Source organism: Alteromonas sp. 4NH20-0104, assembly GCF_057547795.1.
Genome location: NZ_BAAJLP010000004.1, coordinates 56,595 through 71,904, shown reverse-complemented (window position 1 = coordinate 71,904; position 15,310 = coordinate 56,595). Strand labels below are relative to the sequence as shown.

The following is a 15,310-nucleotide window of genomic DNA, read 5'->3' as shown; positions in this document are numbered from 1 at the left end:
CCGATTAACGGGATCGCGTTACACGCTGTTTGAGGGTTTGCAGGCGGGGAAGCACTATCAGCAGGGCAATAAACCAGTAAATTAATGGCTCCTGCAGGCCGGTTTTTCGCGACCAACTGAAGTGCAACAGGGCCAGAAACACCACCAGGTAGATAGAATTGTGCAAGCGTTGCCAGCGTTTACCGAGGCGCTGGCGAACTTTATTGGGCGAAGTGGCTGTTAGAGCCGTTAGGAGTAATAGCGCCACCATGCCGACGGTGATATACGGACGCTTGATAATTTCACTCACCACCAAAGACCAGTCAAACTGCAATTCAAAGCTAATATAGGTGAGTAAATGGATGACCGCGTAAACGAACACGTAAATACCCAGCATGCGCCTGAAGCGCATTAATGCCGGCGCTGGCAGGTAGCGTGCAGCCGGACTGATAAGCAGGGTAATTAATAACAGGTTTAACGCGCCAATGCCGCTAAAATGAATCAGCGCTTTAACCGGATCGGCTCCCAGATTGTCAGTGACGCTCTGGTAAAAGGTGATGATAACCCAACCCAGGATCAGTAAATGCAAAAGTGTTTTGGTTAGCCTGATTTGCAGCGCAGACAGTTTTAACGGTTTATTTAACAGCTTCATTGACAATCAGTAATACCGGGTAAGATCCATATTGTTATACAACGGGGCAACCTCCTGATAGCCATTAAATCGTTCGGTATCGATCCGGTTTTGTGAAAACAGCCCGCCTTTGGTGATGCGCCGTTCACTGGCCTGACTCCAGCGTGGATGCGCCACATCCGGATTCACGTTGGCGTAAAACCCGTATTCATGCGCAGCCAACCGATTCCACGTGGTGGGTGGTTCCTGATCGGTCAGCGTAATGCGCACCACTGACTTAATGCTTTTAAAGCCATATTTCCACGGTACCACCAAGCGAATTGGCGCACCGTTCTGAGGTGGCAGGGTTTTACCATACACGCCCACCGACATCAGCGATAAGGGATGCATGGCCTCATCGAGTCGTAAACCTTCCACGTAGGGATAGTCGATGCCGCCCCCCATAAATGGATTACGTTGGCCCGGCATTTGTTTGGGATCGAAGAGGGTTTTAAAGGCTACATATTTTGCTGAACCAAGGGGATCCGCCAACTTGATCAATTTGTTTAATTCAAACCCCAGCCAGGGGATAACCATCGACCACGCCTCAACGCATCTTAACCGGTACACCCGTTCCTCTAATGGAAATTTATTGAGGATATCGTCATAGCTCAGGGTAATGGGGTTGCGAACCATACCGTCAATTTTTAGTGACCACGGGTCAACCTGAAAGTCCTGGGCATTTTCTACCGGATCGTCCTTGCTGGTGCCGAACTCATAAAAGTTGTTGTACGAGGTGACTTTTGCATAGGGCGTCATGGTTTCGTCGGTCGACAGGCTGTTATTACGGGTAAAGTCCAGCGGCCGGGCCTTAAAGGCTGGCTTATCATCATCGTCGAACCAACCGCGGGCTGCCGCCGAGCCACTTAGCAATGCGCCAGCGCCAACAAAGCCCATGGATTTAAGCACACTACGGCGCGATGAAAACACTGCTTCGTCGGTAATTTCACTGCTTTTGAAACGTTGTGATGGTTTGAATCGTTTAGTCATAATGCCTGATTTGCTAACACTTATACCTCTGGTTACGTACTAAGACCGCATTAAGCACAAAAAAATTTCATCCACGCCGGTGAGTATTCGTAGCAGTGTCGTCGGCTCGCGCTGACCTCACAAGTTGGCAAGGTATTTGTAACATCGTTGGTTCAATGCCTATAACCACAGAATATTGACACTTATGAGATTACCAACAAAAAGCCTGATCGCCAAAATCGAGTCGCTGTCTGCGCAACTGAGCCCAGAGCAATTAAAGGACTTTCTCGATGTGCTGGACTCCATGGCGGTGATGGTGGAAGACGCTAAAGCTATGCCTACAACATCAGAAACCAGCGAGTTAAATGCGGTGAAACTGGCCATGCACTAATACGGTTGCTAATCCTCTGAACCGTCATCATCAGCGGGCAGACGGTTAAGTCATTCAGTGTCGCTGGCATCACACATTATGCCAATGATGTCGGTGTCTGCAGAGGTAATGGTGCGGCCGAGCAGGTCGGCCGTAACGTCTTCTAGCAAGTCTTGTCTGAACAAAGCGACCATCTCCACATGAGTCATCTGCGGGTAGGTTTTAAGCTGTAATCCAGCGCGCTTTATCTGCAACCATTTTGAAGCAGGGGTTACCTTATCGTCGAGTGACGCATAGATAAAGGCAGTGCCCTGCATGTGCTCAATACGTTCGATCAACGCCGTATCCTGAGCAGTTTTCCCGGCCCGCTCATAAACGATATCTACTGCTTCCTCGACGGTTTCATCGCCAATGAAACGGGTGTAAAACTTGTTTTTATAAGCGGAATTCCAAAGCGCGTTGACCGCTACCCGGAAATCATTCATTGGCGCGATTAAATACAGTCGGCCATTATCGATTTGTTCCATCACTCCACGGGCTGCCAGTGCGCCCATGGAAAAGCCTATCAAATGCACTTTCTCTGGCTGTCGACGCGAGATCTCACTGACCAGCGGGACTACATAATCCAGGCCAAAGGTAAAGTGTTCCGCCTGCTCAGCACCGGGTACCACCCACACGTCTGCGCCGGTGATCACCTCAAGCCATTGCTGATGGAGAGTGAGGATTTTCGCGGGTTGATTATAGCCGGCAAAAAGCAGGATAAGATCATTTTCCAGTGGTTTAGACTGCTGGCTATCGGTGAGCGCTTCAAAATGCCATATTTTGTGATTTTGATTAATGTAAAAATCAAACTCCAGAGTGAGAGAAAGGCTCTCATTGTCAAGAAGCCGTGTAACGGGGACACAATGGTGAGAAGTATCACAAACTACTTCTTCAACAGTCCAGCCAAAGTTTCCGGTGACTTGCGAGCCGCCGCCTTTGGCAATTTGGCTGGCCAGCAACGAGGCACAGCCGGGCAATGTCGACATACAAAAAACAATGAGAATAATCAGGCGGATCCTGCGCATAAATGACATCCTGTCGGTGACAGCAGATTAACCAGAGCGGTGCTTAAAGTGACAAAGTATCGAGCACGCCACCACGCTTGGGGACAAACATATTAGAATAGAGGCGAGCGGCAAATTCGTCGGTCATGCCTGAAATATAATCGGCAATTACGCGGTGACCGTTGCCTTGCTCCTCGGCTTGTAACCAGCGACTGCGGGTATTTTCCGGAAGCAGACGAGTGGGATCAGAACTAAACGCTTCAAACAACTCCATCACCACCTGCTGGCCTTTATATTCCAGCAATTGCACTTCGGGTTTGCGAATGACCGTGCGGTAAACAAACTGTTTAAACAGCGTCAGTGCCTCGCTGTGGTGATGAGGTAGTACCGCCTGATAACACAGCAGCGGGTGACTAAATTGTGGACTTTCTTCAATACGAATTACAGTAATAAAACAGTTAACCAGAGCGCCAATGGCGTTTTTGCGTTCATACTGTTCAATGCTGAACAAGCGGTCACCGAGCTGACTGATCGCATCAGACAGCCAGGGCACCTTGAGTTCAATTAATGGCTTTTCCAGTTCTTCAGAGAATTCAGCGCGCTTCACCATGCCCATCACAATGGCATCTTCCAAATCGTGAATACCATAGGCAATATCGTCGGCCAGCTCCATCACACTGCAATCAAAGGATTTATGACGGGTTTTACCATGCTTATCGACGCTTTGATTAAAGGCCATAAAGGCATCGCGTTCTTCTGATTTTAATGGGTCGAGTAGCCAGTCAAACAGGTTTTCATCGCAACGGAACAGTCCTTTAGGCGGATGCCAGTGTTCAGCTTTTATCTGACGCATGCGCAAATCATCGGCCGGTACAATGTCCTGATTGGTCAGGGTGTCGATAAAGTTGGGGTATTTCACTAACCCCAGCACACTGCGACGGCTCAGATTCATGCCGTGTTCCGCCGTGTAAGGCTCCAGGCGTGTCACAATACGGAAAGTCTGGCCGTTGCCTTCAAACCCACCGTGTTTGTGCATCATGTAATGCAGGGCTATTTCACCGCCATGGCCAAAGGGCGGATGGCCAATATCATGAGCCAGGCAAAGAGTTTCAATTAAATACGGATCAAGGCTGACAAACTCGGTTAAGCGCGGAAACTTGCCCTGTAGCTGGGCGGTGATCCCGGTACCAATTTGTGCGGCTTCCAGTGAATGGGTCAGGCGGGTGCGGTAAAAGTCACTTAATCCCACCCCCAGTACCTGGGTTTTGGCCTGCAAGCGGCGAAAGGCCGCGGAATGCAGTACCCGCGCTTTATCACGCTGAAAAGGCGAACGATGGTCGCCGTCTCTTGCCTGAGTGCGGGGCAACCGGCGTTCCGACCAGTTGGATTGCCAATTGGTTTGCATGCAGACTCCTTTATTACTCGCCGTGTTCTTCCTGGGTGATTTCATCCAGACTCAAAGAGAAACTGGGCACGTATTGCTTCAAAAAATAATCCACTTCGTCTGAATGGTAGTCTTTGAGCATTTTATCAAGGCGCTTTTTGGCCAGGGTAAATTCACGGTTACCGGCGCTGAGTTCTTCCAGCGTTTTAAGATAAGCACAAATTACGTCGGCGGCTTTTACAATAAAGGCTTCGTCTTCGCTGTGTTTGTCACCGCTGATTAACTCAGCATAATCTTCGCGAAAGGGCTCCGGGGCCATATCGATTAGCTTCTGCTCGGCGATTTTCTCAATCTTTTTATATTCTTCCTTGATGGCCGGGTTGTAGTATTTAACCGGCGTAGGCAGATCGCCGGTGAGCACCTCAGACACATCATGGAACATGGCCAGGGTGGCAATCCGCTCGGGATTCAGCTGACCATCAAAAAAGCGGTTACGGATGAGCGCCAGCGCGTGGGCAACCATGGCCACCTGCAGGCTGTGCTCCTGCACATTTTCAATCCGCACATTATGCATTAACGGCCAGCGATGAATGAGTTTCATCCTGGCCAGATGGGCAAAGAAATGGCTGTTGTCAGCCATTATTTTTTGCCTTTCTGGCGGTAGCCATTAAAGAAATTTTCTATCCGATCCAGTGCCGGCGCCAGAATATCGCTGTGCGGTAAAAATACCAGGCGGAAATAAATGCCTTCATTTAAATTAAAGGCGCGGCCATGCACCAGCAGAATCTTTTCGCTGCTCAGCAGGTCCAGGATCATTTGTTCATCGTTAGCGATATTAAACTTCTCTGCGTCGACTTTGGCAAAACAGTACATGGCACCGTTGGGTGCTACACAGGTGATACCGTCTATCTCATTAAGCCGACGGGCGGCCAGATCCCGCTGCAATTGCAACCGACCACCGGGTTTCACTAAGTCGTTGATGCTCTGATAGCCGCCAAGCGCTGTTTGTATGGCGCTTTGGCAGGGCACGTTGGCGCACATTCGCATGGATGACAGAATGTTTAACCCTTCAATATAGTGTTTAGCCAACCGCTTGTTGCCGGAGACTACCAGCCAGCCAGCACGGAAACCCGCTACGCGGTAGTTTTTGGATAAACCGCTAAAGGTAACAAAGAACACGTCATCGGCCAGCGACGCGATGCACGTATGCTTGGCATCGTTGTAGAGAATTTTATCGTAGATCTCGTCGGAATATACCACCAGTTCGTGTTCGCGGGCCAAATCCACAATTTGTTGCAACAGTTCTTTGCTGTATACCGCACCGGTTGGGTTATTGGGATTGATCAGCACAATCGCTTTGGTCTTTTTCGTGATCTTACTTTTTATATCGTCAATGTCCGGAAACCAGCCGGCCTGTTCGTCACAACGGTAATGTACCGGCGTGCCGGAAGATAAGCTTACCGCAGCCGTCCACAGTGGGTAATCCGGGCTGGGTAACAACACTTCATCACCCATATTAAGCAGTGCCTGCATGGCAATCATGATCATTTCACTGACGCCATTACCAATAAAGACATCGTCAACCTGAATGTTACGAATGTTCATTTGCTGGTAGTACTGCATTACGGCTACACGGGCGGCGTAAATACCGGTTGAGTCAGAATAGCCTTGTGAAGTAGGCAGGTTATGAATGACATCTTTAAGGATATCGTCGGGCGCATCAAAACCAAACGGGGCAGGGTTGCCAATATTCAGCTTGAGAATGCGATGGCCTTCATCTTCCATCTTGCGAGCCTGCGCGGCGATCGGACCGCGAATGTCATAACATACGTTATCTAACTTGTGCGAACTGTGTACCGGTTTCATCTTAAACTACTTAAATTACGGGGCTTTCAGGGTATCGCATCGGACTATAGGCTGTTAAGCAAATTTTGCGCTTTAGCGCAAATATCTTGCATAAACTGTTACAAAAACCGGCTTGAGTCATCAAAAGGGAAGCGCTATAACTCAAAATAGTACTTTTTGGAGTATAAGTCTTTTTACAGGCAGGGTGTCAGGGTATGCGTCATGCACAAGTAATGGTCGATCACAGTGCCGGGGTAGAGCATTATCCGGGGGAGAGTAAGGTCGCTGTTGCACCCGTTGATGGTGCCATGGTGTGCTGTGGTATTTATGGCGTTTTTGAACACACCGGTATTTGGCTGGACGGCCATGTTATTGAACTGCATGGCAGCGGACTGGTGAAAGCCGTGTCTCCTCAACGATTCTTAAACGACCGCAGCGGTGAGCAAATTTACATGGTGTGCGATAAACACTTGCAGCCGCTGGTGGTGGATGGCGCCGCTGAGCGGGCAATAGCGCGTATCTACACCTATATCGAATACCATCCCTGGGGGAATAACTGCCACCGTTTTACCTTTGAATGTGTTAGCGGCGAAAAAAGCGCGGTCTGTAGCTTTTACGACTTCAATGTGGCGGTGAACCGTTATTTTCATCGCCGGTTATATTGGCAACCGGTGCGGTTAGGTCGGTTTTCCTAATTTTTATTGTTAATAAATTGTGAACTTTTGCAATTGGATCTATCGTATATATAACGGTGGGGAAGATTCTGAAGTAATAAGCATCAATCCGTAAAGAAGATTGATAGGCATCGTGGATAAGTGAATTTTCCCCTGTTTTGCGCACAACAGTCACAACTGAGGGAAGTGAATTTATGTCACAACACTTTAAAGAAACACCCCAAAATGCCATTACCGACAGCGGGATTGCCCGGGTTATCCCCTGCAAAGAGCTCGACGTCGGCGATCCGATAAAATGGCTGTCACTGGGTTTTCAGGATTTACTTAAGACGCCACTGTTATCTGTTTTCTACGGATTTTTATTTGCCGTTGTTCCATGGTTAATTTCATTCTTAGTAGCGATGACTGGCTGGCATCTGATTATTCTGCCGTCTATTGTGTGTTTTATGCTTATTGGACCCTTTTTAGCGGCCGGCTTGTACGACATAAGCTGGGAGCATGAAAAAGGCCATAAACCCACCTTATCCCATTCGTTGCGTGCCATGCGCCGGAATGCGGTGAATGAATGGGGGTTTGGCATTTTGCTGATGATTCTGATGATATTCTGGCTGCGCGTTGCTTCATTGATCCACGCATTGTATCCGCAGCACCAGATAGAAAGCCTGGAAAGTCTGATGCCGTTTCTTATATTAGGTACCGGTGTAGGGGCTTTTTTCTGTATCGGTATGTTTTTCGTGACTGCTTTTACCCAACCTATATTACTGGAGCGTAAAGTGGATTTAGCCACCGCCGTTATGACCAGTGTTAATGCGGTGTGGGTCAATAAAGTTCCCATGTTCATTTGGGCCGGGATTATCTTTTCACTGGTTGCCATTGGATTTGTTACCGGCTTTATAGGCTTTATAGTTCTGATGCCGTTATTGGGCTATGCCTCATGGCACGGCTATATTGATACCATTGAAACCAAACGGGAACGGGATTACGTATAACCCATTTTGCAACCTCTCCGTTAACTTTGTTACGGGCCGGTGAGTAAACCCGGCCCGTAAACAGTTTTCTTATCGTCGCTGCTAAGGTCTTTAGTTCTCTCTATTGGTATTACACCGAGCCGCAGTGTTGCTCGCTGACTATCCGCATTTACTTCCCGTGAAAACTTTCAAAAACGCTAAATTTTCATACTTTTTACATTATTTCTGTAATTAAATTACAGCTTAAGCCGGCTTCAAGGGCCGTTTTATCGACTTAAGTTGTATAAATTTGTGAATAAAGGCTGTTTTAAGACTAAAAACTTTCAGAAATGACCGTGTTTTTTAGAACTTTTTTATATCCAAAGTGTAATAGATATTCTGAATGGTAATATTCACTTGAGAAATGTCATTATATAACAGTGGCTTATGTTGTTGATGGGTGATTAACATTATAATTTACGCAATGTTCACCAACCCTATACAATAATAAAACAGTAATTTTCTTTCAGATGGGGCATAAATATAGTGCACCAACGAGAAACGTTCTGCGCCAATCGTTGGGCTGACTCTAAGACACCTTAACCGCTACCAAGCATTTTGTGTCGGAGCATATCAAACAATCTGAGAGGGTATATAAATGACTAAAGTAATTAAATCTACAATCGCTGCTGCTGTATTTGCGGTAATGGGTGTATCAACTGCTGCTGCTGACGTAACTGCTGAAGGCGTTCGTTTTACTGGCGATACTGAATTTGCTGGTTTCTGTAAAGCGGTAGTAAAAGATGACGTGCGTCTGCTGCGTTCTTCTGTATCTCGTAACATTGGTCTGATTGGTGCGAGCCAACGTGAAGTACTGAAAGTCATCAGCGCAAAAGACGGTGTTACTTGTAATGGTGTTTCTCTGGTTGAGTTTTCTCAGTCTCGTGACGCATCAAACGTCTATCAATTCCTGACTGCACGCAGCTAATCGTGCCGGGAATCATTAAACGGGAACCGCAGTGGTCAAAAAACCGAGTTCCCGTTTAACTCCTTCCTAGTGTATATCACAACTATTTCTAAGCTTTAATCCACCGACTTACCTGCGTTTTCGAGCGGAATATCATTTTGCTCACCCGATAACGTAGTTTCAGTAACAACACATAGGCCAACGGTACCAGAAACAAACTGGTTAGCGTGGAAAAGACCAGACCGCCAATAATAGCAATCGCCATGGGCGAGTAGGCCGGTCCATCACCACCAATGCGAGTACTGCCCATTGCCAGCGGCACCAGGCCGAGTACTGTGGTAGAGACTGTCATCAGAATAGGCCGGATCCTTGAGCTACAGCCGTCGACAATCGCCGGGATTAACTCCTCGCCCTCGGCAATCAACTGATTAATCCTATCCACTAACACTATCCCGTTGTTAACCACTATCCCCATTAGAATCAACATCCCTATCATGCCCATTACCGACATGGATGTGCCTGTCACCATAAAGGCCCAGAAAACCCCGGTAATGCTGAATAACAGCGAGGTAATCACGGCGGTGGGTAACAATAACGATTCAAACAGCGCTGCCATCACGATGTAGATCATGCATACCGCCAGCAGCATATTCATCTGCATAACTGCGAAAGCTTCGTCCTGACGACGGAAGCCGCCATCCAGTGTCCAGCTGTAGCCGGAAGGCAAACTGATATACTGCATTGCCGTTTCTATCCGTTCGCGCGCCTGCTCCATGGTTGTGCCATCGAGTAGATTAGCCCCAATCGCTATCGCCGTTTGACGGTAGTAACGGTTAATCTGCGCTAACTGAGGCTTAACGGTAATATCAGCCACCATGTCCAGGGTAATGTTACGCCCGGAATTATTGGCCAAATTCAGGTTTTGCAGCGCACTAAGCGACTCCTGCACAGACTTGCCGTACATCAGTTTAACGTTAACTTCGCCTGCCTCGCCGTAGCGGAAGGTGCGCAGGTTATTACCGCGCAGCGCGGTTGCCACCAGGCCGGATACTTGCTGCGTAGTCAGGCCCAGCTGATAAGCTTTATCACGGTCGATACGGATTTGCAGTTCCTGACGTTCGCTGCCCACATCGGCGCGAACATCGGTTAAGCCGTCTACATTATCCAGCACATCTACTACGCGATCGGCAATGACTCTGAGTTGATCAGAAGAATCGCCGAGCAGGGTGAGTCTGACACCACCGCCGTTGCCTTCATTCCAGCGGAAAGACGGTTTGGCCCGTACGAACTTCGGCATGCTTTCCAGTATCAGGCGTTTAACTTCGCTGACCGGTACCGGTAAGTCATCCTGTAAGGTGATACCAGACGTTGCCTCACCTGCTTCATAATAGGTATATACCTGTTTGATATAGAAAGCTTCCTGATTGCCATACAAATAAGCCTCCATTTTATCGACCGTTTTTTCGACTTCCTCCAGGGTGTAGTTCTGGCTGATGTGATAGTTAAGCCAAACGCGTGAGCGGTCATCATTGCCTTCATCGTCGTTGGAAATGACGCCCAGGGGAATAGCCGTACTGGCCAGAATCGCTATAGCAATCACAGACGTTTTGCCCTGATTATGCATGGCCCAGCTTAATATCCGGTGATAACGGCTGATATAACCGGCCGGTTTGGCATGATGAGCTGCGGGGGGCTTAACCTTTGAGGCCAGTAGCGGGATCAACGTTTGTGCTATTAATAGTGACGCAAACAGCGAGATACAAATGGCAATGGCCACGTGCTCCAGAAAAACGGTGACATCAATTTTTACGCCCACAATATTGGGTAAAAAGACGATGGCCGTGGTAGTGGTACCGGCAATTACCGCCAGACTCACCTTACCAACCCCTAATCGGGTGGCCTGTTCGGCGTCGCTATGGGTGGCACGTTGCTGGAAAATACTTTCAGTGATCACCACCGCATTATCCACCAGCATACCCACAGCCAGCATTAATCCCATTAAAGACAGAATATTCAGTGAGTAACCAAGCAAATACATCACGCCCAGGGTAATGCAGATGGAGAAGGGCACCGATAATACGACCAGCAGTGTGGTAGTGAGCTGTCGGAGGAACAAGTACAGCACCACAATCGACAGCAGCGCACCGTACAAGCCGGCCTCCACCAGGTTTGATAACGACGAGGTAACACTTTCTGCCACGTCATCCATCACGTATAAATTTATGCCATTAAACGCCGGGTCCTGTTTGGTTTTTTCAACCACGGCCATAACCTGCTCACTCACTTCTACCAGGTTACTGCCTGACTCCCGGAAAATATTCAGGCCAACCGCATAGGCGCGATCGAGGTGGCGGCCATTATTTCGCTCAGGCGTTTCATAGTCGATGGTGGCAATATCCTTAAGCATAATCCCCGGTGCTACATACAACTGCTGGATATCGCGCATGTCCGAGAACTGGCCCTGAGGATTCACAATAAATTTTTGATCGTTGGCAAAAAAATGGCCGGCGGTCATGGAAAAATTGGCCTCACGTAAACGCCTGCCCAGGTCATTGGTATCAATATGCAATGAGGTAATGCGCTCGGGGATCAGGCGGATACTGATTTGCTTTTTCTCAACGCCGTACAGTTCAACCCGTGAAACGCCCTGCACCCGCTCAATTTCCCCTTTCAGATTACGGTCGAGCAGATCATAGGCATTCGACAAATCACGCTCGCTGGATACCCGTAACTGAAAAATAGGCATGTCATTGGTATTAAATTTAAAGACCATGACGCGCTCAACGTCGTCGGGCAGTTCGTCACGAATGGCATCGATTTTCTCACGGGCTTCAATGCTTTTGGCTTTGATATTGGCGTCCCAGTCAAATTCCACAAACACTTCAGCGCGATTTTCAAACGAGGCGGCCCGCAGGCGTTTAATGCCCGACATCGTGGCAATAGCTTCTTCAACCGGACGGGTGATCATGCGTTCAATTTCGGCCGGTGTAGCATCGCGATAGGGCACCTGAACGACCATTTGTGGTATATCAATGCCAGGAAACTTCTCCAGCGGTAACAACCGCCCCGCGGCGATGCCGAATATCAGCATGGATAAAAAACACATGCAGATAGTCACCGGTTTACGCAGCGCGAAGCTGGTTAAAGTGGCGCCAGCCTGAGCAAACTTATCCATAGACTTTGTCTCCGGCGGTTTGAGAGGCTGCTACTGTAAACTGTTTACGGTCGAACAAAGAGTAGATAACCGGTAACAGGATCAGGGTAAGCAGGGTCGAGAACAGGAGTCCGAAGATCACGGTAATGGCCATTGGCGTGCGCACTTCTGCACCTTCTCCGAAGCCTATTGCCATCGGTAACAGGCCCAGAATGGTCGTCATCGTGGTCATGATGATTGGACGTAAACGGCTGTTGGCAGCGTCAACAATGGCGCTGTGTTTATCCTGACCCTGTTCACGCAGCTGGTTGATGCGATCAATCAGCACAATCGCGTTGTTAACCACAATACCGCACAGCATGATTAACCCAATGAACACCACCACACTGACATTGGTGTTAGTCAGTAGCAGACCATAGATTGCGCCGGCCACGGCCATTGGAATGGCAAACAAAATAAGCAGGGGGTGGCCCAGGGATTCAAATTGCGAGGCCATTACCAGGTACACCATAAAGATAGCCAGAGCCAGTGCCAGCAATAACGAGTCGAAACTCTGCTGCATGTCTTCACTCTGACCGGCAATGGTTGCGCGCAGTTGTGGTGGCAGGGCGATATCACGGATGATCTGCTCGGCTTCAGCGACACCCTGAGCTAAATCACCGTAGCGCAGATTCGCTTCCAGTAATGCCACGCGCTGCTGACCAACGCGGGTAATCTCACTGGGACCGTTACTGACTAAGACTTCGGCTACCGCATGCAGGGGGACCGGCTGCTCTGCACCCGGGTTAATGATGATTTGACTGATATCGTCAATTTGGTCGCGCTGGGTATCGGCGGTACGTACCAGAATGTCTACCTTGCGGTCGCGCATGCTGTATTGCGTTGCCACCTCACCGCCAATTTGCGCAGCAACCAGTTTGGCGGCCGTAGAGGCATCCAGGTCTAAGCGGGCCAGAGCAGCATGATTAAAATTAATTTTCAGCTCCGGGTTGCCTACGCGCAGACTGCTGGTAACGTCGGCAAAACGGTTACTGCTTTCCAATGCCCGTTTAAGTGTGTCGGCGCTGCGTTGAAGCAGGACTAAATCATACCCCTGCAGCTCAATCTGAATCGGGGCGGCAAAAGTAAAGAGCTCGGGATAGCCAAATTTGCTCTGTACACCAGCCTGCTTAGCCAGATAAGCGCGTAAAGACTCTTTAACACCGGCTTCATCTGCTTCGCTGGCGTCTTTATTGAGCACCACGTTTAATTTACCCCAGTGATCGCCGCCCTGTGAGGGCGCAGCACTGATCAGACTGCCGGTACCGGCCAGTGAATAGGTGCGGTTCACATTAGGTAACGATTCGGTATACACCGCCAGGCGGGTTAACAGGTTATCGGTTTGTTCTACCCGTGAGCCTGCGGGCAGGGTAACTTCGATAAAAAACTCCCCTTGTGACATCCGCGGGATCAATTCCATACCCAGACGTGGGATCAGCATGAAAGCAAAAGCGGTGAGGGCAACGGCACAGCCTAAAACCAGCCAGCGGGCCCTCAGGGCACCTTTCAGGCTCACATTATAGAGTTTTTCCAGGCCGCCAAAAGCGAGGCTAAACAAGCCGGTCAGCGGTTTAAACAGGAACGACAGAGCGGTACTGACTGCGCGCCATACAGTGATAACAACAGTTGTGATCAGCATAGGGATAATACCGAATACCAGTTTCACCAGCATCCGCAGCGGCCAGGTAATGTAAAAGACCACTTTGCGCCAGCCTTCAGGGCGCACCGTTGGCGTGGACTCAAGCGCAGATTGCTGGGCAAAATTGTCCTCACGATGGGCCTTGGCCGCCAGCGCGGGAATAACAGTGAGCGCTACAATCAAAGAGGCAATTAAGGCAAACGACACGGTCATAGCCTGATCGCTGAATAGCTGACCGGCAATGCCCTCAACAAAAATCAGCGGAACAAATACCGCCAGGGTCGTTAGTGTAGAGGCCAGAATCGCACTGGATACCTCTTTGGTTCCTTCGGTAGCGGCGGTTGCGGCACTAACCAGCCCCTTACCGCGTTGTTTGTGCTTGTCGATATTTTCCAGCACCACAATGCTGTTATCCACCAGCAGGCCTACTGCCAGCGCAATACCGCCAAGGCTCATAATATTGAGGCTGATGTCGTTACCGTACATCAGGTTAAACGTGGCGATAACCGAGAGGGGAATCGATACCGAGATGATCAGGGTTGGCCAGAAATCCTTGAGGAACAGATAGAGAATAATCATGGCCAGAATGCCACCAATGACCGCTGAAGATTTTACATCTTCGATGGCCTGTTTAATAAATTCACTCTGATCGTAGACTTTATCGAGGGCATAATCGGAAGGCAGTTGGTTTTGAATGCGCACAAGGGCAATGCTTACCTGACGCGCCACATCCACTGAATTCGCATCGCCTTCTTTATAGATAGCGATTTCAGCGCCTTCCTTACCGTTAAAGCGACTAATGGCATCCCGTTCTTTGTAGGTATTCTCTATGGTGGCTACATCGCGCAAGCGAATAGACTTGCCGTTGCGGTTGGCAATATACAGCTCACCAATTTCGTTGAGGTCGGTAAACTGGTTGAGCGTGCGGACTAAAAACGCCTGATTACCGTTGTCGATGCGTCCGCCTGCGGTGTTGAGGTTTTCCTCTTTGAGGCGGGAAATAATGCTGTTAATGCTGATGTTTAACTGGCTCACCCGGCGCTGATCCACCAGAACCTGTATTTCATTTTCCAGCGCGCCGCCAATTTTTACCGAGGCAACCCCTTCAATAGACTCCAACTGTCGTTTGATTTGCTCATCGGCATAAATACGTAATGACTTCATGGCCTCAACCGACGGTTCCGGCGTACTGAAGCTTAAACCATAACGCAGGATAGGGTCGAGACTGGGGTTAAAACGCAATAACCGTGGCTTATCCACATCCAGGGGGAGTTGCAGAATATCCAGCTTTTCGCGCACTTCCAGGCTGGCGAAATCCATGGCGGTGCCCCAGGCAAACTCCAGCACCACATCAGACTGACCCGGGCGGGAGATAGATTTTACCGTGCGAACCCCTTTTACCGTACCGATGGTTTCTTCAATGGGTTTAGACACCAGTTGTTCTACTTCAGCCGGCGCAGCGCCGGTATAGTCGGTGCGAATGGTCAGAGTGGGGTAAGCCAGTTCCGGTAATAAATTTACCGACAAGCGGCCTAAAGACACCATACCAAACAACAGCACGGCGAGCGTAAACATGGCAATCGCGACGGGGCGCTTTACCGCAATATCAACAAGTTGCATAACAATC

General features: G+C 49.1%; 12 protein-coding genes. 4 read left to right on the top strand and 8 right to left on the bottom strand.

Going from position 1 to position 15,310, the window contains the following annotated elements:
- Positions 1-4: 4 nt before the first annotated feature.
- Together AC27IB_RS04045 and msrP are read right to left on the bottom strand one after the other, a co-directional pair.
- Positions 5-631, bottom strand: a complete 627-nt coding sequence (locus AC27IB_RS04045; protein WP_296043842.1) for a protein-methionine-sulfoxide reductase heme-binding subunit MsrQ — start codon at positions 629-631, stop codon at positions 5-7.
- A gap of 6 nt (positions 632-637) precedes the next feature.
- A complete protein-coding gene (gene msrP / locus AC27IB_RS04040) occupies positions 638-1,639 on the bottom strand; it encodes a protein-methionine-sulfoxide reductase catalytic subunit MsrP (RefSeq protein WP_487119105.1) in 1,002 nt (333 codons plus the stop codon).
- Positions 1,640-1,823: 184 nt separating this feature from the next.
- Here msrP and AC27IB_RS04035 point away from each other — a divergent pair, with 184 nt between their 5' ends.
- Positions 1,824-2,009: a hypothetical protein gene (locus tag AC27IB_RS04035; RefSeq protein WP_296043846.1), complete on the top strand. Its 186-nt coding sequence runs from the start codon at positions 1,824-1,826 to the stop codon at positions 2,007-2,009.
- A 50-nt stretch (positions 2,010-2,059) separates the two neighbouring features.
- Here the strand turns inward: AC27IB_RS04035 and AC27IB_RS04030 are convergent, their stop codons facing one another.
- The 4 genes from AC27IB_RS04030 to AC27IB_RS04015 are packed head-to-tail and all read right to left on the bottom strand — an operon-like array spanning position 2,060 to position 6,284.
- Positions 2,060-3,055 (bottom strand): alpha/beta fold hydrolase, encoded by a 996-nt coding sequence (locus AC27IB_RS04030; protein ID WP_487119103.1) that lies wholly within the window; start codon positions 3,053-3,055, stop codon positions 2,060-2,062.
- A gap of 43 nt (positions 3,056-3,098) precedes the next feature.
- On the bottom strand, positions 3,099-4,439 hold the full coding sequence (locus AC27IB_RS04025) for an anti-phage deoxyguanosine triphosphatase (protein WP_487119101.1): 1,341 nt from the start codon (positions 4,437-4,439) through the stop codon (positions 3,099-3,101).
- Positions 4,440-4,452: 13 nt separating this feature from the next.
- Positions 4,453-5,058 (bottom strand): 5'-deoxynucleotidase, encoded by a 606-nt coding sequence (yfbR, locus tag AC27IB_RS04020; protein ID WP_296043852.1) that lies wholly within the window; start codon positions 5,056-5,058, stop codon positions 4,453-4,455.
- Positions 5,058-6,284, bottom strand: coding sequence for a pyridoxal phosphate-dependent aminotransferase (locus AC27IB_RS04015; protein ID WP_296043854.1), 1,227 nt, complete (start codon positions 6,282-6,284; stop codon positions 5,058-5,060). Before AC27IB_RS04015 ends, yfbR begins: the two co-directional genes overlap by 1 nt.
- Before the next feature lie 194 nt (positions 6,285-6,478).
- Here AC27IB_RS04015 and AC27IB_RS04010 point away from each other — a divergent pair, with 194 nt between their 5' ends.
- From AC27IB_RS04010 to AC27IB_RS04000, 3 genes are all read left to right on the top strand, one after another.
- The gene (locus AC27IB_RS04010; RefSeq protein WP_296043855.1) at positions 6,479-6,958 is read left to right on the top strand and encodes a hypothetical protein; all 480 of its coding nucleotides are present in this window, start codon (positions 6,479-6,481) and stop codon (positions 6,956-6,958) included.
- Positions 6,959-7,131: 173 nt separating this feature from the next.
- Entirely contained in the window at positions 7,132-7,926 is a 795-nt protein-coding gene (locus AC27IB_RS04005; protein WP_487119098.1) for a DUF2189 domain-containing protein, read from the top strand.
- 616 nt (positions 7,927-8,542) lie between these two features.
- Complete coding sequence (locus AC27IB_RS04000; protein ID WP_296043858.1) at positions 8,543-8,872, top strand: DUF3718 domain-containing protein; 330 nt, start codon at positions 8,543-8,545, stop codon at positions 8,870-8,872.
- Positions 8,873-8,960: 88 nt separating this feature from the next.
- Here AC27IB_RS04000 and AC27IB_RS03995 read toward each other — a convergent pair whose 3' ends face one another.
- Both AC27IB_RS03995 and AC27IB_RS03990 read right to left on the bottom strand, forming a co-directional pair.
- Complete coding sequence (locus AC27IB_RS03995; RefSeq protein WP_487119096.1) at positions 8,961-12,026, bottom strand: efflux RND transporter permease subunit; 3,066 nt, start codon at positions 12,024-12,026, stop codon at positions 8,961-8,963.
- Positions 12,019-15,303 carry an efflux RND transporter permease subunit gene (locus AC27IB_RS03990; RefSeq protein ID WP_487119094.1) on the bottom strand — a complete coding sequence of 1,095 codons (3,285 nt, stop codon included), beginning with the start codon at positions 15,301-15,303 and terminating at the stop codon, positions 12,019-12,021. The genes AC27IB_RS03995 and AC27IB_RS03990 overlap by 8 nt, the downstream gene beginning before the upstream one ends.
- Positions 15,304-15,310 lie beyond the last annotated feature (7 nt).